Here is a 22,770-nt window from a genome sequence, read left to right on the forward strand (position 1 = left end):
GAAAGGCTCCTATCAGTTCTTAGCGGAAGCAAGATCGAGTGGGGTTATCACTTCGACTAAGGATTGGTCTTTCAAGTTTTGCTGGCCACGGGTAACGACTTGCTCACCGGGGTTAATACCTGTAATCACTTCTACCGAATCACCTTCACGGTAGCCAATTTCGACTTCACGACGATTCGCATTGGTACCATCAATAACATAAAGCGCTTGCTTGTTATCTTGGTTAATCAGGGCGCTATAGGGAACGGTAATCACGTTTTCATGGGTGTCGTACTTAAGCTCAACACGGGTAAACATCCCCGCTTTGAGGCGCGCCTCTTGATTCGGTACGGCTAATGTCACTTTAAACGTGCCACTTTGTGGGTCCACAATCGGGCTTATCCGTAGCACTTTGGCATGGATAGCATTTTTACTTTGTTGATTGCTGAACACTTGTGCTTCTTGGCCGAGTTTTAAGCTCGCAAGTTGTTGCTCTGGGAGATGAACAATACCGTGGAGTTCATCTTGGTTGACTATATAAAACAAATCGCCAAATTCCTTCGCCATATTGCCAGCTTTAACATAGCGTTTAGCAACGACGCCGCTAATAGGGGAAAGGACGCGGCTTTCTTTTACTTGCAGTTCGGCGAGATCTTTTTTAGCGATAGCGGCTTGTAAGTTATATTCAAGTTTGGCCATTGAATCCGCGCTGATAAATTCTCTGTTGCTCATTTTCTTCAGACGATTTAATTCTTGCTCGATGATTTTGACTTCGGCTTCTGAGCGGTCTAAATCATATTGCTGCCTCTTGGCATCAATAACAGCCAGCACTTGGCCCTTTTGAACGCGGTCACCTTCTTCAACAGCGAGAGATTCAATGAGTCCTGATATACGACTCACTACATTGGCTTCCTGTGGCGCTTCTAAGGTGGCAGTTGTACTGTAAAAAGATGAAACGTTTCCTTGCATCACTGTGGTGGTTTCGACGGGAATGGCATATTTTTCTTCTTTTTTGACCACTTCTTCCTCACCACAGGCTGCTAGCATCGAAATCATTAGCAGTGGCAGGGTGAATTGAGCAATTTTTGACTTTTCCATAAGAATGTTACCTGTTGTCTTTATTGTGATATCAGTTTTTAGCATAAACCATGCCAATGTTTAAAGTTGTTTAATTTCAGTCTGTTAGTCGTGTTTTTTGGCTAAGTGTGATTTGTGATTTCTACTAAATGTAGCTAAAAGGTTTAAAAAGTGATGAGAATAACTAAACGCGGTTAATTAAGATTACACAAGTGCGCAATTGCAACAATGTATTTTGTCAGGAGAGGTAAGTTTAAAAGAGGATTATTTGAAATGAAAAAAGCGCCCTTAGGCGCTTTTTAATGCGTAAGCCGTGGGACTTAGCGTTTGTCTTGTGCGACGAAATCACGCGCAGTTTCACCAGTATATAACTGACGTGGACGGCTGATTTTGTGGCCTGGTTGATCTAACATTTCTTTCCAGTGAGCAATCCAGCCTACAGTACGTGCCAGTGCGAACAGCACAGTGAACATACTGGTTGGAATACCAATGGCTTTCATTATGATGCCAGAGTAGAAGTCGACGTTTGGATACAGCTTTTTAGAAATGAAGTATTCGTCTTCAAGTGCAATGCGCTCAAGCTCCATTGCCACATCCAAGAGTGGATCTTGTACTTTCAGTTCTTTCAGCACTTCATGACAGGTTTCACGCATCACTTTGGCTCGTGGGTCAAAGTTTTTGTAAACACGGTGTCCAAAGCCCATCAGACGGAAAGGATCATTTTTATCTTTAGCGCGTTCAATGAATTCAGGAATACGGTCTACTGAACCGATTTCTTCTAACATTTGCAAACAGGCTTCGTTAGCGCCGCCGTGTGCAGGGCCCCAAAGAGATGCGATACCCGCTGCGATACACGCAAATGGGTTTGCACCTGAAGAACCGGCTAAACGTACTGTTGAAGTCGATGCATTTTGCTCATGATCTGCATGTAAAATGAAGATCCTGTCCATTGCACGTTCAACAATAGGGTTCACGACGTATTCTTCGCACGGTACAGCAAACATCATGCTTAAGAAGTTGCCTGCATAGCTTAAGTCATTACGTGGGTACACGAATGGCTGGCCTGAAGAATACTTGTAGCACATGGCTGCTATCGTAGGCATTTTTGAGACTAAGCGATAAGCGGCAATTTCGCGGTGACGTGGATCGTTAACATCCAGAGAGTCTTGGTAAAATGCAGATAATGCACCCGTCACACCACATAACATGGCCATTGGATGAGCATCACGACGGAAACCTCTAAAGAAGAAGGCTAGCTGCTCGTGAACCATAGTGTGGGTTTTAACTGTATGTACAAACTCAGTATATTGCGCTTTGGTCGGCAGTTCACCGTAAAGCAGCAAATAACACAGGTCTAGGTAATCGGAGTCAACGGCAAGTTGATCGATTGGATAGCCACGGTGTAACAATATACCTAGATCACCATCAATATAGGTAATTGCAGATTCACAGGAGGCAGTCGCAAGAAAACCTGGATCAAAAGTAAAGTAACCTTTGCTGCCAAGTTTACTGATATCGATTACGTCAAAACCAGCGGTTCCCTGCTTTACTGGCAATTCTATCGAGTCGTTCCCTGGTAATTCTAATTTGGCTTTTAAATCAGCCATACCCCGTTCTCCTTACTTAGTTCTTATCTGTGAGTGCGGCATGTCAAACCGCCATTACTTTACAGCCATTCTAGATCACATTTCAATTTAAATAAGCGTTTAAATTTGTTAGACCATGGTATAAAAGCCTTTACTTTTCTATTTGTAACTGGCACTTACAGTAAAAAATAGTCAAAAAAACATAATTTGCATTCTGTGATGTTTGTATTTGACATTTGCCGCGAGTATACTTGCCTCGCCCAATAAGGGCCGCAAACAACGATTATAAAGCACCCTTTGTTTACATGTTAAATGAGTGCGTGCTCAGATAGTTAACTGTTTGTTTAAACTTTGCTTTTGTGTTTACTTTTGCAGTGATCAACCTCCTGTTTAAAGTTTGTACAAAAGCGGTTCACATAACAAAAAAAATGCTCAATGGAGCTGAGTGAGCAGAACGTGAAAAAGCAAAGACCTGTCCATTTAGATCTGCAGACCATTCGCTTTCCTGCAACAGCGATTGTGTCAATTCTTCACCGTGTTTCCGGTGTCATCATGCTGTTCGCAGTTGGCATTCTCATTTGGTTGCTAAATTCATCTTTAGCATCAGCTGAAAGTTTCGCTGGCGTACAGTATCTATTCGATAACTTCGTGATGAAGTTTATCCTATGGGGCATTATGACTGCACTGGCGTATCACTTGTTTGGTGGCCTGCGCCACTTAGTAATGGATACCGGTCGTTGGGAAGAATTGTCATCGGGTGCCGCATCAGCGAAAGCTGTATTTGCCTTAACGGTAGCCTTTTCAATCATAGCGGGGATCTGGGTATGGTAACCAATGCAGCAAGTTTTGGACGCAGTGGTGTTCATGACTATATTCTACTACGCGCTAGTGCAGTGATCCTCGCCTGTTACACCATTTTCTTGGTTGGCTTTATTGCATGTAGTTCCCCTCTCACCTACGACGTCTGGCATGGCCTATTTAGTGCTCTGCCAATGAAAGTGTTTACACTTCTGACGCTGGTAGCCTTATTAGTACATGCTTGGATTGGTGTATGGCAAGTGCTGACAGATTACGTTAAGTGCACGTCGTTACGTGGTGTTTTACAGTTCACCTTTGTCGTTACCGTATTTTGTTATTTAGCGGCCGGCATTGTTATTGTGTGGGGTGTCTAAGTGAGTATTCCAGTACGCGAATTTGATGCTGTAGTGATCGGTGCCGGTGGCGCTGGTATGCGTGCAGCGCTGCAGATTTCCAAAGAAGGTAAAAGCTGTGCGCTTTTATCAAAAGTATTCCCAACCCGTTCTCATACCGTATCTGCGCAGGGTGGTATCACTGTTGCGTTAGGTAACGCCCATGAAGATCATTGGGAACAACACATGTACGATACCGTGAAAGGTTCCGATTTTATCGGTGACCAAGAAGCGATCGAGTTCATGTGTAAAACCGGTCCTGAAGCCGTGATTGAACTTGAGCAAATGGGTTTGCCTTTCTCTCGTTTCGAAAATGGTACGATTTACCAACGTCCATTTGGTGGTCAATCTAAGAACTTTGGTGGCGAGCAGGCTGCGCGTACTGCGGCAGCTGCCGACCGTACTGGTCATGCTTTGCTTCACTGTTTATACCAACAAAACGTTAAGCATAAGACGCAAGTCTTCTCAGAATGGTATGCATTAGATCTCGTTAAAAACGATGATGGCGCCGTTGTGGGTTGTACTGCGATTGAAATTGAAACGGGCGATATCGTTTATTTCAAAGCTAAAGCAACGATTCTTGCGACCGGCGGTGCAGGGCGTATTTACGCTTCGACAACTAACGCGCATATCAACACCGGTGACGGCGTCGGTATGGCAATGCGTGCTGGGGTGCAAATGCAAGACATGGAAATGTGGCAATTCCACCCAACTGGCATCGCCGGCGCGGGTGTACTTGTGACTGAAGGTTGTCGTGGTGAAGGCGGTTATCTGCTGAACAAAGACGGCGAGCGTTTCATGGAGCGTTATGCCCCTAACGCGAAAGATTTGGCATCACGTGACGTGGTAGCACGTTCAATGATGACTGAAATCCGCGAAGGTCGTGGTTTAGACGGTCCATTAGGCCCACACTGTTTACTGAAGCTTGATCACTTAGGTAAAGAAACATTAGAAGCACGTTTACCAGGCGTGTGTGAATTGTCTCGTACTTTTGCCCATATCGATCCAGCCGATGGTCCAATTCCAGTACTACCAACCTGTCACTATATGATGGGCGGTCTACCAACTAAGGTCAGTGGTCAAGTTATTCGTAAGAATGAAGACGGCACTGAACAAGATGTTATTGGTCTGTTCGCTGTGGGTGAGATTGCCTGTGTATCTGTACATGGTGCAAACCGTTTAGGTGGTAACTCACTGCTTGACTTAGTGGTTTTTGGCCGCGCAGCGGGTCAGCATTTAGGTAAAGCTTTGGATGAGACTGACGATCCAAAAGACGCTAGTGATGCGGATATTCAAGCCTCTCTGGCGCGTCTGAATCGTTGGGAAAGCAACAAAGATGGCGAAGACCCAGCGCAAATCCGTAAGGATCTGCAACTGTGTATGCAATTAAACTTCTCTGTATTCCGCCGTGGCGATGCTATGGCTGAAGGGTTAGAGCAGTTGAAAGTGATTCGTGAACGTCTTGCAAATGCTAAATTGTCTGATAACTCTCGTGAATTCAATACTCAACGTATTGAATGTTTAGAGTTAGATAACTTGATGGCAACGGCAATCGCCACGGCTTACGCGGCTAACTTCCGTACTGAAAGCCGCGGTGCTCACTCACGTGAAGATTATTTAGAGCGTGATGATGAGAACTGGTTATGCCACAGCTTATTTGACCCAATCACTGAAACGATGGATCGTCGTGCAGTGAACATGGCACCTAAGTTACGTGAAGCATTCCCGCCGAAGAAACGTACCTACTAGGAGTTGCAAAGATGAAATTGACATTTGCAGTTTATCGCTACAATCCTGACGTAGATACTAAACCGTATATGCAGGATTACAGCTTAGAAGTGGCTGAAGGCTCTGACATGATGGTGCTCGATGCACTGATCAAGTTGAAAGAGCAAGATCCGACTTTGTCATTCCGTCGCTCATGCCGTGAAGGCGTGTGTGGTTCAGACGGCGTGAACATGAATGGTAAGAATGGTCTGGCGTGTATTACCCCAATTTCAACCTTTAAAGGTAAGAAATTAGAAATACGTCCATTACCAGGTATGCCAGTTGTTCGTGACTTAGTTGTTGATTTAACTCAGTTCTATAAGCAGTATGAGAAGATCAAGCCTTACCTCATTAATGATGAGAAACAACCTGCTCGTGAACACTTACAATCCCCTGAAGAGCGTGCTCATTTAGATGGTTTGTACGAATGTATCATGTGTGCCTGTTGTTCTACGGCTTGCCCATCATTCTGGTGGAATCCTGATAAGTTTATCGGTCCAAGCGGTCTGCTTCATGCATATCGTTTCTTGATCGACAGTCGCGATACAGCTACAGAAGAACGTTTATCTGAGCTGGACGACGCCTATAGCGTGTTCCGTTGCCATGGCATCATGAACTGCGTTGACGTTTGTCCAAAAGGTCTTAATCCGACTAAAGCAATTGGTCATATTAAGTCCATGCTGTTGAAGCGAGCAGTGTAATGCGAGAACCCGAGCTGAAACCAATAATAATATAGCTCTTGAAGAGTCACTTTCTGGTAGCAGAAGGTGACTCTTTTGCGTATGTAATGGAAGACAACGCGCCGTATATCTGGACATCTAGGGGCGGCAGAAATTATGCGTCGAAGGTAATCTCTACAGACTGCATATTTAATACTATGGCTAAGCACGTGTATAAAGTTTGAAAGGAATAGAAATGCACCAAGGCATCATGAAAGCCTGGCTCGAATCATCTCACTTAAGTGGTGCAAATTCGACCTACGTAGAAGAGATGTATGAAGCCTATCAAGAAGACCCACAGTCAGTCGCTGATGATTGGCGTGCGGTATTTGATAATCTCCCTCCTGTGAACGGTGCCTCTGTTGATGCGCCTGAAACTGCTCACTCAAAAGTACGTGATTATTTTCGCAGTTTAGCGTTAGAAGGTCGCCATAAGAGCTCGGCTCGTGTGACGGATCCTGAAATGGATGCTAAACAAGTTAAAGTCCTGCAATTAATTAACGCCCATCGTTTCCGTGGTCACCAAGGTGCTAATCTTGATCCCCTTGAACTGTGGAAACGTGAACCCGTAGCTGATTTAGATCCTGCCTTCCACGGCTTGACTAAAGAAGACATGGAACGTGAGTTTAATACAGGTTCTTTTGCTCATGGTGGCGAAACCATGAAGCTCGCGGATTTGGTAAAAGCGCTGAAAGCCACCTACTGTGGTTCTATCGGTGCTGAATATATGCACATTACCGATACCGATGAGAAACGCTGGATCCAACAACGTCTCGAACCTTCCTTAGGTAAAGCTAACTACGATAAAAGTGTTAAGACACGCATTCTTGAAGGCCTTAACGCCGCAGAAGGTATTGAAAAATACTTAGGTGCTAAATTCCCTGGTGCGAAACGTTTCTCGTTAGAAGGCGGTGATGCGTTAGTGCCTATGATGCGCGAAATTATTTATCGTGCAGGTGAAGCCGGTACCAAAGAAATCGTCGTCGGTATGGCTCACCGTGGTCGTCTGAACGTGTTAGTGAACGTATTAGGTAAGCGTCCAGCTGAACTGTTTGACGAGTTCGCAGGTAAGCATGCTGATACCCACGGTTCTGGTGACGTTAAGTACCACCAAGGTTTCTCCTCTGATTTCGAAACGCCGGGCGGCAATGTGCATTTAGCACTGGCCTTTAACCCATCGCACCTTGAAATCGTTAACCCTGTGGTGATTGGCTCTGTACGTGCCCGTCAAGACCGTCGCGGTTGTAAGGATGGCTTACAAGTCATGCCTATTACTATTCACGGTGACTCTGCCATTGCAGGTCAAGGGATAGTGCAAGAGACATTCAACATGTCTCAAACCCGTGGCTTTAAAGTCGGCGGCAGTATTCGCATCGTAGTGAACAACCAAGTGGGCTTCACTACGTCTAACCATGCGGACACTCGTTCGACTGAATACTGTACTGACATCGCTAAGATGGTTCAGGCTCCGATTTTCCACGTTAACTCTGATGATCCCGAAGCTGTTGCTTTTGTGTCGCAGTTAGCCGTTGATTATCGTAACGAGTTCAAACGTGATGTGGTGGTTGAATTAGTGTGTTATCGCCGTCATGGCCATAACGAAGCCGATGAGCCAAGTGCAACTCAGCCGCTGATGTATGCCAAGATCAAGAAACACCCAACGCCACGTAAGATTTATGCAGACAAGTTAATCGCTGAAAACGTGATGGCTGCTGATGATGTGACTGGTCTTATCAATAATTACCGTGATGCATTAGATCAAGGTGATTGTGTAGTTAAAGAATGGCGCCCAATGACGCTGCATTCTGTTGATTGGACACCGTATATCGGTCGTGAGTGGGACGAAGCATATCAAGCCTCTATGTCGGCTGAGCGTTTACAAAGTCTGGCTGACAAACTGAGCTATGTACCTGAAAGTCATCCATTGCAATCACGGGTTGCTAAGATTTATAGCGACCGTTTAGCGATGGCAAAAGGCGAGAAGCCACTCGATTGGGGTTTTGCAGAAACGCTGGCTTATGCCTCGATTCTGGAAGACAACAAGCGTGTACGTATTACGGGTCAGGATTCTGGCCGCGGTACTTTCTTCCATCGTCATGCTGTATTGCACAATCAAAACGATGGCACGACTTACATGCCACTGCGCAATATTGCTGATGAACAAGGCCCAATTGATATTACTGACTCAGTATTATCTGAAGCCTCAGTACTGGCGTTTGAGTATGGTTATGCCACAGCAGAACCCGGTGGATTGACTATTTGGGAAGCGCAGTTTGGTGACTTTGCTAACTGTGCCCAAGTGGTAATCGATCAGTTCTTGTCATCGGGTGAGCAGAAGTGGGGCCGTTTATGTGGTCTGACTATGTTGTTACCCCATGGCTATGAAGGCCAAGGCCCTGAGCATTCAAGCGCCCGTTTAGAGCGTTTCTTGCAGATGTGTGCTAACCACAATATGCAAGTGTGTGTGCCTTCAACACCTGCACAGGTCTACCATATGTTGCGCCGCCAAGTGGTGCGCCCTATGCGTCGACCACTTATCGTTATGTCGCCTAAGTCATTACTACGTCATCCATTAGCGGTTTCAAGCTTGGAAGAATTAGCCAATGGCAGTTTCCAAAATGTGATCGGTGAAATCGATACGTTGGAAGCAAGCAAGGTTGACCGAGTTGTCTTCTGTAGCGGTAAGGTTTACTTCGAGCTACTGGAAAAACGTCGTAGAGAAAATATCACTAACGTAGCGTTAATCCGTGTCGAACAGTTATATCCGTTCCCACATGATGAAATGATCGTTGCTTTGGCTGATTACCAACATGTGAAAGATTTTGTTTGGTGTCAGGAAGAGCCACAGAACCAAGGTGCTTGGTACTCTAGTCAACACCATTTCTGGGCCGCGGTTCCTGCAGGTGCACAGTTAACTTATGCTGGTCGTGAAGCGTCAGCTGCACCAGCGTGTGGTTACCCTGAGTTGCACACGCATCAGCAAGAATCTTTAGTGAACAGTGCCCTGAAACTTACAATCACACTGTAGTAATAGACATTTTATAAAAGGATAGTTTTTCATGAGTATCGAAATCAAGGTACCCGTACTACCAGAATCTGTTGCCGATGCCACGATTGCCACTTGGCATGTGAAAGTGGGCGAGCAAGTTTCTCGTGATCAAAACCTGGTTGATATTGAAACCGATAAAGTGGTTCTTGAAGTGGTTGCGCCAGAAGATGGCCACATTGGCGAGTTCTTATTTGAAGAAGGCGCCACTGTTCTGGGTGAACAAGTGATCGCTAAATTCATCGCCGGTGCTGTATCGGGCAAAGAAGTCACTAAAGCACAAGCTGAAGCGGCAACGCCTGCAGCTGAAACCAGCGATGAAAGCAGTGATGCGTTAAGCCCATCTGTTCGCCGTTTACTGGCAGAGCATAATGTTGATGCCAGCAAAGTAAAAGGCACTGGTGTGGGTGGTCGTATTACTAAAGAAGACGTTGAAGCCTTTGTTAAGTCTGCCCCTAAAGCTGCGGCGCCAGCAGCACCTGCTGTAGCTCCGTTAGCGGCTGGCCGTAGCGAGAAGCGCGTGCCAATGACACGTCTGCGTAAGACAATCGCAAACCGCTTGTTAGAAGCGAAAAACTCTACCGCTATGCTCACGACGTTTAACGAAGTGAACATGAAGCCAATCATGGATATCCGTAAGCAATACCAAGATATCTTTGAAAAGCGCCACGGTATCCGTTTAGGCTTTATGTCTTTCTACATCAAAGCCGTGACTGAAGCGCTGAAACGTTTCCCAGAAGTCAACGCGTCTATTGATGGCGATGATATCGTCTATCACAACTACTTCGACATCAGCATCGCAGTATCAACACCACGTGGTCTGGTAACACCAGTGTTACGTGACACTGATACCATGAACTTAGCTGAAATCGAAAAAGCCGTTCGTGACTTAGCCCTTAAAGGCCGTGACGGTAAGCTGACTGTGGCTGACATGACTGGCGGTAACTTCACTGTAACTAACGGTGGTGTTTTCGGTTCACTGATGTCTACACCGATCCTTAACCTGCCACAAAGTGCGATTTTAGGCATGCATGCCATTAAAGATCGCCCAATGGCAGTCAATGGTCAGGTTGAAATCCTGCCCATGATGTACCTAGCACTCTCATATGACCATCGTATTGTTGATGGCCGTGAGTCTGTTGGTTTCTTGGTTGCGATTAAAGACTTCCTAGAAGACCCAACTCGTCTGCTGCTTGATCTGTAACACAACTCGATAAGAGATTGCGCTTAAAGAAATAGCCAGACATACCCTCGTGACTGGCCCAAACGGGCCAGTTGGATTTGATTAGAAGTATACGGATAGATCATCATGAATTTGCATGAGTATCAGGCAAAATCCTTATTTGCCGAATATGGTTTACCAGTGTCAGAAGGTTTTGCATGTGATACAGCCCAAGAAGCTGTAGAAGCGGCAGGCCATATTGGCGGAAATTTATGGGTTGTTAAGTGTCAAGTACACGCAGGCGGTCGCGGTAAAGCAGGTGGCGTTAAAGTCACTGGCGATAAAGAAGAAATCAGAGCCTTTGCCGAACACTGGTTAGGCAAAAATCTGGTGACTTATCAAACTGATGAGAAAGGCCAGCCAGTTGCTAAAATTTTAGTAGAAAGCTGTACCGACATCGCTAACGAACTGTACTTAGGTGCCGTTGTTGACCGCGCGACTCGTCGTGTTGTGTTCATGGCGTCGACTGAAGGTGGTGTTGAAATTGAGAAAGTGGCAGAAGAAACGCCAGAACTCATCCACACTGCAATCATAGATCCTTTGACTGGCCCACAAGGTTATCAAGCACGTGATCTTGGCTTCAAGTTAGGTTTAAACCCAACTCAAATGAAGCAGTTCACTAAGATTTTCATGGGTCTGGCGACTATGTTCGTTGATCATGATTTCGCATTGCTTGAAATCAACCCACTGGTTATTACCACTGAAGGCAACCTACACTGCCTAGACGGTAAAATCGGTATCGACGGTAACGCACTTTACCGTCAACCAAAAATCAAAGGCATGCACGATCCATCACAGGATGATGCTCGCGAAGCTCACGCTGCTAAGTTCGAGCTGAACTACGTTGCATTAGACGGTAACGTTGGCTGTATGGTGAACGGTGCTGGTCTTGCGATGGGTACTATGGATATCGTTAACTTGCACGGTGGCAAGCCAGCGAACTTCCTAGACGTAGGCGGCGGCGCGACGAAAGAACGTGTAGCAGAAGCATTCAAAATCATTCTGTCTGACAGCAATGTGAAAGCGGTTCTGGTTAACATTTTCGGCGGTATCGTACGTTGTGACATGATCGCAGAAGGTATTATCGGCGCTGTTAAAGAAGTGGGCGTTAAAGTACCTGTTGTGGTTCGTTTAGAAGGTACTAACGCTGAACTTGGCCGTGAAGTATTAGCTAAATCAGGTCTAGATATCATTGCAGCTACCAGTCTAACTGACGCGGCTGAGCAAGTAGTTAAAGCTGCGGAGGGCAAATAATGTCTGTCTTAATCAATAAAGATACCAAGGTAATTTGCCAAGGTTTCACTGGCGGTCAAGGTACATTCCACTCACAACAAGCTATCGATTACGGTACGCAAATGGTGGGCGGTGTGTCTCCTGGTAAAGGTGGTCAAACTCACTTAGGTCTGCCAGTGTTCAACACTGTGAAAGACGCTGTGGCTGCGACTGGTGCGACTGCTTCTGTGATCTATGTTCCGGCTCCGTTCTGTAAGGATGCGATTCTTGAAGCTATCGACGGTGGCATCGAGCTTATCGTTTGTATCACTGAAGGCATTCCTACACTGGACATGCTGCAAGTTAAAGTGAAGCTTGAAGAAACTGGCGTTCGCATGATCGGCCCTAACTGCCCAGGTGTTATCACCCCAGGTGAATGTAAGATCGGCATCATGCCAGGTCACATCCACTTAAAAGGCAAAGTGGGTATCGTTTCTCGTTCAGGTACTCTGACTTATGAAGCGGTTAAGCAAACAACGGATGAAGGTTTTGGCCAATCTACTTGCGTAGGTATTGGTGGTGACCCAATTCCAGGTACTAGCTTCATTGATGTACTGGAAATGTTCCAAAACGATCCACAGACTGAAGCGATCGTTATGATCGGTGAAATCGGTGGTAACGCTGAGGAAGATGCGGCGGCTTTCATTAAAGCACACGTGACTAAACCTGTTGTGTCTTATATTGCCGGTGTCACTGCACCTGCTGGTAAGCGTATGGGCCATGCTGGCGCGATTATCGCTGGCGGTAAAGGTACTGCAGAAGACAAATTTGCTGCATTAGAAGCAGCGGGCGTAACAACTGTCCGCTCGCTTGCTGATATCGGCAAAGCGCTGCGTATTCGTACAGGTTGGTAAGCTAACCTTTCGAATATAAAAGGCGCCTAAGGCGCCTTTTTTATTGGCTGTAATTTCGGCAGCGAATCGCTGTAAATGACAGGAATGGGATTGAGCTAACACCATGAAGACTAGATATTTTTTCTTCTACGGGTTAGATTGATGCTTCTCTACTACGCGCTCGTCTGTGTCATTGGCGAGGATAATGTGAGTAGAGCCATTAACCATGAGCTAAGTGCTTATGGCTTCAGTGCTGTTCTGCAAAAAATCTTGAACTCAAATTTATTTAACACGGTTGCAGTCTATCGTTGCGAGCGTATTTGTTTTATGGGGCTTATCGCATTGGGGGAGGGTAAGCAACAGAGTCGATGTTAGCCACAGTAACGGCTTAAACATCACATTTTTTTACGAGGGAAAAACTGTGAAAACACCTAAAATCATTATTTCGGAAATTGACTTAGAAAGACTAGAGCGATTATTGGAGTCACTGCCGGCAAATGCGTTTCCGGGCAAAGCGGCATTGGAGGCTGAATTAGACAGAGCCGATATTGTGCCTGCATCACAGGTGCCCGCGAATGTGGTGACCATGAATTCAGAAGTGAAGTTTAGCGTTTCATCCAGTAATGAGACTTTCTGTTTACGTTTAGTGTATCCAAAAGACGTGAACGGTGCGGGCACGATTTCTATTTTGGCGCCGGTGGGCAGTGCATTATTAGGGCTATCTCAAGGTGATGAAATTGAATGGCCAGGTCCGGGTGGTTCTATGGTAAAAGTGCGTATTGAAGAAATCCTGTATCAGCCTGAACGCAGTGGTGATTTCCACCGTTAAGCTTGAGGTATTGGCGTAGTGTCGTTGACGTTACGCCAGTGCACTTTAAGCGAACCATTGGTTGATTTTTAAGTGCCATTTTTGAAGGAGCAAAGATGATAACCCAAACTGAACGGTTAATTATTCGACAATTTACTGAGCAAGATTGTGAAGCGCTTTATTTGATGAACAGTAATGCCGCGATGCTGAAGTACATTCCCACCGCGGCATTTACAGCTCGCGAGCAGGCGGTTGAGTTGTTTCACAAGGTGATCCAAGTCGATTATCAGCAACATGGTTTTGGTCGTTGGGCGGTGGAGCATAAAGCTGATAAGCGGGTGATTGGTTTTTGTGGTCCAAAATTTATTCCAGAATTCAGCGAAGTCGAACTGGGTTATCGTTATTTCCCTGAGTATTGGGGAACTGGAATTGGTACTGAGGCCGCATTTGCTGCATTAGCCGAATTTAAACGTTTTGGTATTGACCAGACGATTGCACTTATCTTAGCAGGGAATCTCGGTTCTGAAGGTGTGGCTAAGCGTGTTGGCATGCATTGGCGTGAGCAAAATGACTTTATGGGCCATAAAGTGAATATCTACGCCAAGGTGTTATAGCGGTTTACCAGTTAACATCATCCAATAAAAAACCAGCCTTAGGCTGGTTTTTTGCTTAATTCTTTATAAACACAATGGCCGACTTAGGCGTCGTTATGCTCACAGGTATCGTTGGTGCAAGTGCCGTACAAATATAAGCTGTGATTAGTCAGCTTAATATTGTGTTTCATGGCAATTTCATCTTGACGACGTTCGATGACTTCATCTGAAAACTCAATCACTTTGCCACACGATAGGCAAACTAAGTGATCATGATGATGCTGAGTCGATAGTTCGAAAACGGCTTTACCGCTCTCAAAATGATGGCGACTGACAATACCTGCATCATCAAATTGGTTTAACACACGGTAGACGGTGGCTAGACCAATTTCTTCACCGATATCGAGCAGCTTCTTGTACAAATCTTCTGCACTGATATGTTGGTTTTCAGGTCCTTGCATCAGTTCTAGGATCTTGACTCGTGGCAGGGTAATTTTCAAACCCGCTTTTTTTAGCGCTTGATTTCCATCTGTCATTGCTAATCTCTTGATTGCAGAACCAATAGGTTCATCCGTGGATAGTGTTTGCCATTATAGGTGCTCAGGTTGAAAACTTAAACCTTTGTTCTGGCTTTCTAGGGCGATATGCAGATAAATTGTGTCAATAGGCGTTAAATCACAATATTTTGCGGCAATTCAAGCATAGTTTTTGTATGGTTATACCAAGGAATAATATTCACGGCTGCCAAAGTCAGTGAGAATAATTCAAATAAATAAAATAATAAGGAATCGGCATGTACCAGCAAATTGTGGTGTTAACTGGCGCAGGGATCTCTGCGGAGTCGGGTTTACGCACCTTTCGCGATCAAGATGGTCTGTGGGAAGAGCATCATATTGAAGACGTTGCTACACCAGAAGGTTATGAGCGTGATGCTGAATTGGTAGAGCGATTTTACAATAGTCGTTGGTTGCAACTGCACAGTGGCACGGTTGAACCCAATGCAGCGCATGTGGCCTTGGCAAAGTTGGAAGCGGACTTTAAAGGTCAATTACTTATCATCACACAAAATATTGATGATCTGCATGAGCGTGCGGGCTCGCGCCGCTTATTGCATATGCACGGTGAATTATCCAAAGGCCGTTGTCCGCGCTCACGTCAGACCTTTATTTTACGTGAGCCCTTTGGTGCCGATAATTGCTGTACTTGTTGTATTCCGGCTCAGCGTTTACGTCCCCATGTGGTGTGGTTTGGTGAAATGCCCTTAGGGATGGATCGAATTCACGATGCGCTTGATAACTGTGACTTGTTTATCGCCATTGGCACCTCTGGCACTGTGTATCCTGCCGCGGGCTTTGTGGATACTGCTAACCATCATGGGGCTCAAACAGTAGAAGTGAATATGATGGCACCCGATAGACACAGTCAGTTTCAATATCACCTCACAGGAAAAGCGGGGGAGTTAGTGCCTCAGTTGGTTGATACCATTTTAGCGGGTCGAGTGATTGGCAGTGAGTCGAACACATGAGCGAAAAAGTTGCGATTATAATGCGTGGCTTACCGGGCAGTGGTAAGTCACATTGGGTTGAAACTTACATTCTTTCCTTTCCTTTAGAAAAAGCCATTGGCGTGCGGCAACGTGGCGTATTTTCGACTGATAGTTTTTTCTACCATGAAGATGAATACCGTTTCGATGCCAAGAAATTACCTGAGTTTCATCAATGTAATTTGACGGGGTTTATTCAGGCACTTTCTTCAAGCGAGCCTGTGGTGATTTGTGATAATACCAATCTGTGCCACTGGGAATACATGGCCTATGAAGCGGCGGCAAAAGCCTTAGGTTATCAAGTTAGAATTGTGCTTGTGGGTGAACCAAACAGTCTGGCTCATCAGCAGGAATGTGCCAAACGTAATCGCCACGGCGTTCCTTTGGCACAAATTCAGCTGATGGCGAAGGGATTTGAAGATTTTTAATTTCAGGTACTTACTTATGTTGAGTGTTGTGATCTGTAGCAATCAATTTTAGGTATAGGTCCCGCAGTGTTTTCGCCCTGTCATAAGTCTGTTGTACTCTGTTTCAACGTTCTGCTTTGTCTATGTGTATGTGCATGTGTGTGGCTCATACATTCGCCTTATCTATTTGACTGTGCACTTTAAGCTTGATCCCAAAGACAGTTTATCCACATAAGTCTGCGTATAATGCGCTAACTTGTGTGGCATTGAAGGGCCAATGCAAGATTGCTGCTGACTTGATCGAGACCATTGAGCACAAGCGGACGTTTATCAGAGGAAAGAGCCATGCTCATTAAAATTTTACTAACAGTCTTAGTCATTGCTGGCGCTTGGTTTTTATTGGTGAAACGCAAGCGTCAGATTGAACCTCTGGCAGTTAATCTCAGTTCAAAGCGTTTTAGTGAACCGCTGTGGCGCCGATACTTGTTGACGGGTGTGTTTGTGGTGATTGGATTTAGCCTACTGAGTTACAGTGTTTGGTATTGGCGCGATCAGCATAGAATTGTCACTGTGAGAATTGTGTCACCGAATGCCGACAATAACGGCGAGTATCGTGTGCGAAAAGGGGATATCTCAGACTCGAAAATGGTCACTATCGATGGCATCCATATTCGCTTTTCGACCCAAGAACGGTTGGCAATTATCGAAACCGATTAAGGCATATTTATTTTACTAAATTACCTTGCACGCCTTTTCATTGCCAACTTATGCGGTAAACTAGCGACAATTTTTTAGCCTGCACTTAAGTGGAATCGTTAACTTAAGTTTTTTTTCAGGAGGACAAATGATTACTGCTTATGTCTATGATAATCGTCACCTTACTGTGACAGAGCTCGGCATACTGGACAGTATTCCCGCGTCGACCATTTGGTTAGATCTGTATAAACCCGATGATGAGGAGCGAGAGTGGTTAAGTCATTTTTCTGTTGAAGAAGTGCCTGACGAAGAAGATATCAATGAAATTGAGGCCTCAGCACGTTTTTATCAAAACAGTGACGGCTTGCATATTAATTCGTTATTCCCACAGCGTGTCGGCCAAGATGTGCGCGGCGTTAACGTTTCCTTCAACCTTCGTAGCAATTTTTTACTGACAATTCGTGAAGAAGACGTAGGTCTTATCCGTTTGCTGCGTAACTATTTGCGTTTAGGGCGGTTAGAAGTATCGACACCGCAGGAATTGTTTCTCGAATTATTTAACCTGAAAGTGGATTATCTATCTGACTTAATTGAAGACGTTTACACTGTACTTGAAAATGTCGGTGAGCAAGTATTTGATAACGACGAACTTGACGATGTATTTAAACTCATCACTCTGCAAGAAGACTCTAATGGTAAAATCCGATTAAGTTTGCTCGATACACAGCGTTCACTGCGTTATATGCAGCGTTATTATCGTGGCCAGTTATCCGATGAACATTTAAAGGACTTGCGGGAAATGTTGTCGGATATCGAGTCGCTGATGCCCCACAGTCAGTTTATTTTCGATAAGTTAAACTTTCTGCTCGATGCGGCTATGGGGTTCAGTGGTCTGCAGCAGAACAAAATCATCAAAATCTTCTCGGTTGCTGCTGTGGTGTTTCTACCACCGACCTTGATTGCCAGTAGTTATGGGATGAACTTTACCAGCATGCCTGAGCTTGAGTGGCAATACGGTTACCCTATGGCGATTGTGATGATGTTAGCCAGTGCCGCAGGTACTTACTTCTTCTTTAAACGTAAGCATTGGTTATAAGTCTGGCGCTAGCTGTGTTGATTTCTCGAATTAAAAATAAGGGGCGAATGCAATATTCGACCCTTATTGTTATCACTTTTATTTAATCATGTTCATTCAATGATTTTTATTCAATGAGTGAGACTCGATGACTTTGCTTAAATGAGTGAAGCTCGTTAGACATAATCGTTAAGCCAGTTTCTTAATCAACTACTTACGACTATCGCCGCCAAAGTAGTAACTCACTCGCTCGCGCGGATTTAGATACTCGTGGACTTTTTCAGGAAGCGCCGCAGGTGGTAAGCAGCGCACTATGCTGATCCCTTCAATCTCTAAATCAACGATAGGCGCTTGGTCTTTAGGAACTAACGCATCGTAAACCAATATCTTAGGGCATAGCAGTTTAGTTAAGTTAACCGACATCACCATGGCATATTGACCGCTGGATAATTCCACCACACTTCCGGGGGGATAAATGCCCAGCATCTTGATCATCTTGCCAATATACTCTTGATTTAGCTTAGTTTTGTATTGCTTATACAAATGCCCCAGTGCGGCGTAGGGCATTCTGGCTTTGCCCTGTTGGCTTGGGTAACACAAGGAGTCATATTCGTTCACTACCGCAATCAGTTGCGATACCTTATCGAGAGCCTCTTCCTTTAGGCCTTTGGGATAACCACTGCCATCGAGAAACTCGTGGTGATTGGTGATTGCAGGTAAGGCTGCTTGGGGAAAATTATCGGCTAATTTGAGCAGTTCAATCCCAAGTAATGGATGCTGTTTGATAAAATTAAGCTCTGGTGCTGACCAAGGTGCCGATTTTTTTAGAATTTGTGGTGGGATTTTTAATTTACCCACGTCGTGGAACAGGGCACTGAGACCGACCGTTTCGATTTCACTTCTATCCCATTCCATTTCTTTGGCGATCAGCATAGAGAGGATCGCAACATTCAAGGAGTGGTAGTAAATGCTTTCATCCTGCTTAGCATCACTCATCAAATGCAGCACTAAGTTATCTGAGTTGAGCAGCTGTTCGACTATTGTGTGCACCAAATCTTTGGCGTCATCGACCGCATTTAAGGGGCGATTACGTAGCTTAGAGATGAGGCTGCGCATCATGGCTACTGAGCGGGTAAAATTTTGCTCAGTTTTATTAATGTCACGGCGTAATTTTTTTTGTACTTCGATTTGCTCAGCCTTGTATTGATCCATGTCGTTTTTAAGCACATTGATTTCAGCACTTGGCGGCAATTTGATAGGGTTGACCGCATCAGCATGTATCGGGGCGACGTCGCTGCGTTCTAAATCGACGATGACATGTTCGATGCCCAGATTTTTAATCAACTCGATTTGCGCAGCTTGTTTAATATGAAAGCTACTGAATAAAAAGGGATGATCTTTCCAAGCCACGGGCAAACGCACAAAGTTGCCGACTTGAAGTTGATGGACTGAGACTTTACAGCTTTTTTTCATATTCTTGTTATCGTGAAGCGTAATGTGGGTTATTTTATCTCAATGATGCTGCTTTACAATTACTTAACTAACATGTCAGCATAGTAAGCCTAGAAAGTAGCCACTCCATTGAGGAAGTATGGACTTTATTGAAGTATACCCTAATGCGTTGCCGAATGACTTGTGTGACCGTCTCATTCTGGCATTTGAGCAACATGCTGGCGTTGTTGATGGACACACGGGCAATGGCGTCGATTTGGAGAAGAAGATCAGCCGCGATTTGACCTTAGATAGTTTCGTCGACCTGCAGCCCATCAGAAACGAACTCTTAGGTTATACCTTAAAGGGCGCGGTAGATTATTTCACAAAGTATTCAATGGCATTAATGGGGGCGGTGTCAGTGTCAGTGAGTGATGAGCAGGGCCAACCTGTAACGCTAACTCCGACTAATTTTGCGACGCTGGGTGCGCCTAGGGCCGATGGCTTAGTGAAGTATTTGTATCGCAGTGGCAGTATTAATATTCAAAAGTATCAGCAAAATAAAGGCGGTTATCCTCATTGGCATTCGGAGCAATTCCCGCAGAATGGCCACAATGAAGCTCTGCATCGCGTCGTGCTTTATATGTTTTATTTAAATGATGTGGAAGAGGGCGGTGAAACCGAATTTTATTATCAACAGCGTAAAATCTCCCCTAAAAAAGGCACTATGGTGATAGCGCCTGCGGGATTTACTCATTCACATCGGGGAAATAAACCTGTGAGTGGTGATAAATATATTGCCACTTCTTGGATCATGTTTAATCGAGCCGAACAGTTATATGCGGTGATTGCCTGATAGTATTCCAGTTTCTTACACTGGGATACGGATCCTAAAGAGCGCCCCTTCTAAGCGACTTTCTTCAATTTTTAAGCTGCCACCGTAGCTGTGAACGATTTCATCACAGACAGCTAATCCGATCCCTTGCCCTGGGGACTGAGTATCGGCACGCACGCCACGTTGGATAATCTTCTGTCTTAAGCTTTCTTCGACTCCTGGGCCATCATCTTCAACAATGAGTTCAAACTCACCTTGTGAGTTAATTTTAGCCGATACATGCACTTGGCTGATACACAGGCGGAAAGCATTTTCCATAAGGTTGCCACACAGCTCCATTAAGTCACCCTTGTTGCCGGGGAACATCAAGGAAGGGGAGATGTTGGCCGAGAACTGCACTTGTTTTTCTCGATAAATTTTAAACAACATTTGTGCTAATTGATCGACTAAGGGCGCAATAACAGTTTGTTCTTGCTTCAGGCCTTGTCGGCCTAACATGGCCCGTTTTAATTGGTATTTGACCAGCTGATCCATCTGGCTGACTTGTTCCATGATCTTTTCGCTCGCCGATTGTTTACTCAAACTGGCGTCATCTGTAATGGCATGCACGGCGGCTAAGCGGGTTTTAAGACTGTGTGCCAAGTCATTCATAGCATTTTGATAGCGCTGTTGTTGGGCACTCGATTGTTGCAACATCTGGTTGAGTGCTTGCGTTACGCCTTCAAGTTCAACAGGATAGCCCTCAGAAAGTGATTTACTCTTACCTTGGTTAATTGACTGCAGTTCATTTTGCATCCGCACCAAGGGACGCATGCCCCAATAGGCGGCGCTGACCAATAGAATTAAGGCTAAGGCCAATACCATGGCTAAACGAATATAAGTACGTTTACTGAACTTACTGTATTCCTGCTCCAGTTTGGCGGCATCTTTCATGACGAGGAGGTTGTAATGCACACTGGCAATTTCTACCGCGAGCAAATAGACGAAATAACCTCTGTCGTCAGCCATGGTGAGGTAGTAGGGCGGGGAGTCGTTACGGATTTCGTTAAAACGCTCACAGGTATCAAATAAGCCACGATCTACTGCGAGGGATGAGGTCCAAACCTGCTTAAATTTGTCATCGCAACTCGCTATTACATAGCGCTCTTGTTTATTATTTTCTTCTAACCAAGCACTGGTATCGGGGATAAGATCGTGCTCCCGTAATTCGGCGGCGACTTGGGGAATTTCGGCAATGAGTTGGGCCGTTTCTTCGTTATAACTATTTTGCGCATGCAGAATATTAACCATCCATGCGAGACCAAAACCCACTAAGGTAATAATTGATAGTGAGGTGAGAAACATCCGTGTCAGCAGACGTTTCTTGAATTTTAATCTTAATTGCATGGCAGGTTAAATTTATATCCTTGGCCGCGGATGGTCACTATGGGGTTATCGATACCATCGCGGGTCAGTTTTTTACGCAGGCGGCTGACCATGACTTCAATCGTATTGGGATCGCCTTCCTTATCACCATAAATCACATCGAGTAAACGTTGCTTGGCGACAACCTCATGACAATGGCGCATCAAATATTCGAGGATTAAATATTCAAAGGCAGTGACCTCCATGACTTCGTCACCCAGAGTGACTTGTTTGGCGGCGAGATCGAGTTTCAATTCTCCACTGCAAATCACGGGTTTAACAAAACCTGCGCTACGTCGCACTAAGGCATCAAGCCTTGCGACAAGCTCTTCTTTTTGAAAGGGTTTCACTAAATAGTCATCGGCTCCGGCGTTTAGGCCTTCAACTTTATCCTGCCAATTAACTCGTGCCGTGAGAATTAATATTGGTGCTTTAAGACCCGCTTCACGGAGCTGTTGAATTAAGCTAATACCATCTTGATCGGGTAACCCTAAATCGACAATGGCGACATCGATGGGATAATTAGTGGCTTGATAAAAACCTTCTTTGGCAGTCAGTGCCACTTGAACTTGATTGCCGAGATCGCTTAATTGCACTTTTAAGTGGTGGGATAAAATAGGATCGTCTTCAACAACCAAAATTCTCATAATATAATGCCTTAAAGTGTATGAGCTAAGCTTTAGCAAACTAGTCTACGTAAAATCACACTGATAACCAAATAGAGGATCAGCATATCTTAGTTGAACTTAACCTTTGCTGACCGAGTTGAACTTGTGGTCAAAATAAGTACTAATTAATTGTTGAATAAGAAGGTTTTGCCGTTAAAGTGTTAGCGTATCGGGGAATTTCCCCAAGGCGATTTTTGTTTTCTGATCCGCAAAATGCCGTTGCCACACATAATCGCGCCTAAGGTAAATAACATCACCGCCATCATGATAAAAGACAATCTCAACCAAGGCATTTCTTGCGCTAATCGCAGATGTACCGCTTCAATGGTTGTGACGCCCCATACGGCAAAGACACTTATAAATAATAAAATTTGTAATAAACGAAGTAAGTAAACTGAGTTAAAAAATAAGACCAAAGGCGCAAGTGCAAAAGGAATAGCAAAGTTAATTTGTTCGTAACGTACGAAGTGGGCACTCAATAACCAGCATGCAATCAGGATCCAAAGACTTCTCCACCACATTTATACCCCTCCCATTAAACGTATTAAAATAGTAAACATAATGTATCTAAAAACAAACTTCCGTACTATTGGTGCGTTCACATTTTGCTAACAATAGA

Annotated in this window: 22 protein-coding genes; 15 read left to right on the forward strand and 7 right to left on the reverse strand. The window is 44.8% G+C overall.

The window, feature by feature from the left end; translation table 11 throughout:
- Positions 1-12 precede the first annotated feature (12 nt).
- A complete protein-coding gene (locus tag HGO26_RS11875) occupies positions 13-1,077 on the reverse strand; it encodes an efflux RND transporter periplasmic adaptor subunit (RefSeq protein WP_168825377.1) in 1,065 nt (354 codons plus the stop codon).
- A gap of 299 nt (positions 1,078-1,376) precedes the next feature.
- Positions 1,377-2,663, reverse strand: a complete 1,287-nt coding sequence (locus tag HGO26_RS11880; RefSeq protein ID WP_105252697.1) for a citrate synthase — start codon at positions 2,661-2,663, stop codon at positions 1,377-1,379.
- Positions 2,664-3,077: 414 nt separating this feature from the next.
- Between HGO26_RS11880 and sdhC the strand changes: the two genes are divergently transcribed.
- The 10 genes from sdhC to HGO26_RS11930 all read left to right on the forward strand — a co-directional run bounded on the left by sdhC (position 3,078) and on the right by HGO26_RS11930 (position 14,113).
- Complete coding sequence (sdhC, locus tag HGO26_RS11885; protein ID WP_168825379.1) at positions 3,078-3,473, forward strand: succinate dehydrogenase, cytochrome b556 subunit; 396 nt, start codon at positions 3,078-3,080, stop codon at positions 3,471-3,473.
- Positions 3,467-3,814, forward strand: coding sequence for a succinate dehydrogenase, hydrophobic membrane anchor protein (gene sdhD / locus HGO26_RS11890; protein WP_028759700.1), 348 nt, complete (start codon positions 3,467-3,469; stop codon positions 3,812-3,814). The genes sdhC and sdhD overlap by 7 nt, the downstream gene beginning before the upstream one ends.
- Positions 3,815-5,581, forward strand: coding sequence for a succinate dehydrogenase flavoprotein subunit (sdhA, locus tag HGO26_RS11895; protein ID WP_011847025.1), 1,767 nt, complete (start codon positions 3,815-3,817; stop codon positions 5,579-5,581).
- A gap of 11 nt (positions 5,582-5,592) precedes the next feature.
- Positions 5,593-6,300, forward strand: a complete 708-nt coding sequence (locus tag HGO26_RS11900) for a succinate dehydrogenase iron-sulfur subunit (RefSeq protein ID WP_028759701.1) — start codon at positions 5,593-5,595, stop codon at positions 6,298-6,300.
- 214 nt (positions 6,301-6,514) lie between these two features.
- Positions 6,515-9,346 carry a 2-oxoglutarate dehydrogenase E1 component gene (sucA, locus tag HGO26_RS11905; RefSeq protein WP_168825381.1) on the forward strand — a complete coding sequence of 944 codons (2,832 nt, stop codon included), beginning with the start codon at positions 6,515-6,517 and terminating at the stop codon, positions 9,344-9,346.
- Between the two features lie 31 nt (positions 9,347-9,377).
- Positions 9,378-10,568, forward strand: a complete 1,191-nt coding sequence (gene odhB / locus HGO26_RS11910; protein WP_006081977.1) for a 2-oxoglutarate dehydrogenase complex dihydrolipoyllysine-residue succinyltransferase — start codon at positions 9,378-9,380, stop codon at positions 10,566-10,568.
- Positions 10,569-10,673: 105 nt separating this feature from the next.
- Complete coding sequence (gene sucC / locus HGO26_RS11915) at positions 10,674-11,840, forward strand: ADP-forming succinate--CoA ligase subunit beta (protein ID WP_006081976.1); 1,167 nt, start codon at positions 10,674-10,676, stop codon at positions 11,838-11,840.
- Entirely contained in the window at positions 11,840-12,712 is an 873-nt protein-coding gene (gene sucD, locus HGO26_RS11920; protein WP_028759703.1) for a succinate--CoA ligase subunit alpha, read from the forward strand. Before sucC ends, sucD begins: the two co-directional genes overlap by 1 nt.
- A 400-nt stretch (positions 12,713-13,112) precedes the next feature.
- On the forward strand, positions 13,113-13,520 hold the full coding sequence (gene rnk, locus HGO26_RS11925) for a nucleoside diphosphate kinase regulator (protein ID WP_028759704.1): 408 nt from the start codon (positions 13,113-13,115) through the stop codon (positions 13,518-13,520).
- Between the two features lie 95 nt (positions 13,521-13,615).
- Positions 13,616-14,113, forward strand: coding sequence for a GNAT family N-acetyltransferase (locus HGO26_RS11930; protein ID WP_168825383.1), 498 nt, complete (start codon positions 13,616-13,618; stop codon positions 14,111-14,113).
- Positions 14,114-14,196: 83 nt separating this feature from the next.
- Here the strand turns inward: HGO26_RS11930 and fur are convergent, their stop codons facing one another.
- Positions 14,197-14,628 carry a ferric iron uptake transcriptional regulator gene (gene fur / locus HGO26_RS11935; protein ID WP_028759706.1) on the reverse strand — a complete coding sequence of 144 codons (432 nt, stop codon included), beginning with the start codon at positions 14,626-14,628 and terminating at the stop codon, positions 14,197-14,199.
- A 257-nt stretch (positions 14,629-14,885) separates the two neighbouring features.
- Here fur and cobB point away from each other — a divergent pair, with 257 nt between their 5' ends.
- From cobB to corA, 4 genes are all read left to right on the forward strand, one after another.
- Positions 14,886-15,617, forward strand: coding sequence for a Sir2 family NAD+-dependent deacetylase (gene cobB, locus HGO26_RS11940; RefSeq protein WP_028759707.1), 732 nt, complete (start codon positions 14,886-14,888; stop codon positions 15,615-15,617).
- Entirely contained in the window at positions 15,614-16,063 is a 450-nt protein-coding gene (locus HGO26_RS11945) for an ATP-binding protein (protein ID WP_168825385.1), read from the forward strand. Before cobB ends, HGO26_RS11945 begins: the two co-directional genes overlap by 4 nt.
- A gap of 324 nt (positions 16,064-16,387) precedes the next feature.
- On the forward strand, positions 16,388-16,759 hold the full coding sequence (locus HGO26_RS11950) for a hypothetical protein (RefSeq protein ID WP_168825387.1): 372 nt from the start codon (positions 16,388-16,390) through the stop codon (positions 16,757-16,759).
- A gap of 127 nt (positions 16,760-16,886) precedes the next feature.
- Positions 16,887-17,834 carry a magnesium/cobalt transporter CorA gene (gene corA, locus HGO26_RS11955; protein WP_028759710.1) on the forward strand — a complete coding sequence of 316 codons (948 nt, stop codon included), beginning with the start codon at positions 16,887-16,889 and terminating at the stop codon, positions 17,832-17,834.
- 189 nt (positions 17,835-18,023) lie between these two features.
- Here the strand turns inward: corA and HGO26_RS11960 are convergent, their stop codons facing one another.
- Positions 18,024-19,286: an HD-GYP domain-containing protein gene (locus HGO26_RS11960; RefSeq protein WP_168825389.1), complete on the reverse strand. Its 1,263-nt coding sequence runs from the start codon at positions 19,284-19,286 to the stop codon at positions 18,024-18,026.
- A gap of 118 nt (positions 19,287-19,404) precedes the next feature.
- On the opposite strand from HGO26_RS11960, the gene HGO26_RS11965 reads away from it, so the two are divergent.
- The gene (locus HGO26_RS11965) at positions 19,405-20,100 is read left to right on the forward strand and encodes a 2OG-Fe(II) oxygenase (protein WP_168825391.1); all 696 of its coding nucleotides are present in this window, start codon (positions 19,405-19,407) and stop codon (positions 20,098-20,100) included.
- A 15-nt stretch (positions 20,101-20,115) separates the two neighbouring features.
- Here the strand turns inward: HGO26_RS11965 and HGO26_RS11970 are convergent, their stop codons facing one another.
- The 3 genes from HGO26_RS11970 to HGO26_RS11980 all read right to left on the reverse strand — a co-directional run bounded on the left by HGO26_RS11970 (position 20,116) and on the right by HGO26_RS11980 (position 22,672).
- Complete coding sequence (locus HGO26_RS11970; protein ID WP_028759713.1) at positions 20,116-21,465, reverse strand: ATP-binding protein; 1,350 nt, start codon at positions 21,463-21,465, stop codon at positions 20,116-20,118.
- On the reverse strand, positions 21,456-22,130 hold the full coding sequence (locus HGO26_RS11975) for a response regulator (protein ID WP_028759714.1): 675 nt from the start codon (positions 22,128-22,130) through the stop codon (positions 21,456-21,458). Before HGO26_RS11975 ends, HGO26_RS11970 begins: the two co-directional genes overlap by 10 nt.
- Before the next feature lie 182 nt (positions 22,131-22,312).
- Positions 22,313-22,672, reverse strand: coding sequence for a hypothetical protein (locus HGO26_RS11980; protein ID WP_028759715.1), 360 nt, complete (start codon positions 22,670-22,672; stop codon positions 22,313-22,315).
- Positions 22,673-22,770: the final 98 nt, after the last annotated feature.

It is taken from the genome of Shewanella oncorhynchi, assembly GCF_012584455.1.
Taxonomy (GTDB): Bacteria; Pseudomonadota; Gammaproteobacteria; order Enterobacterales; family Shewanellaceae; genus Shewanella; species Shewanella oncorhynchi.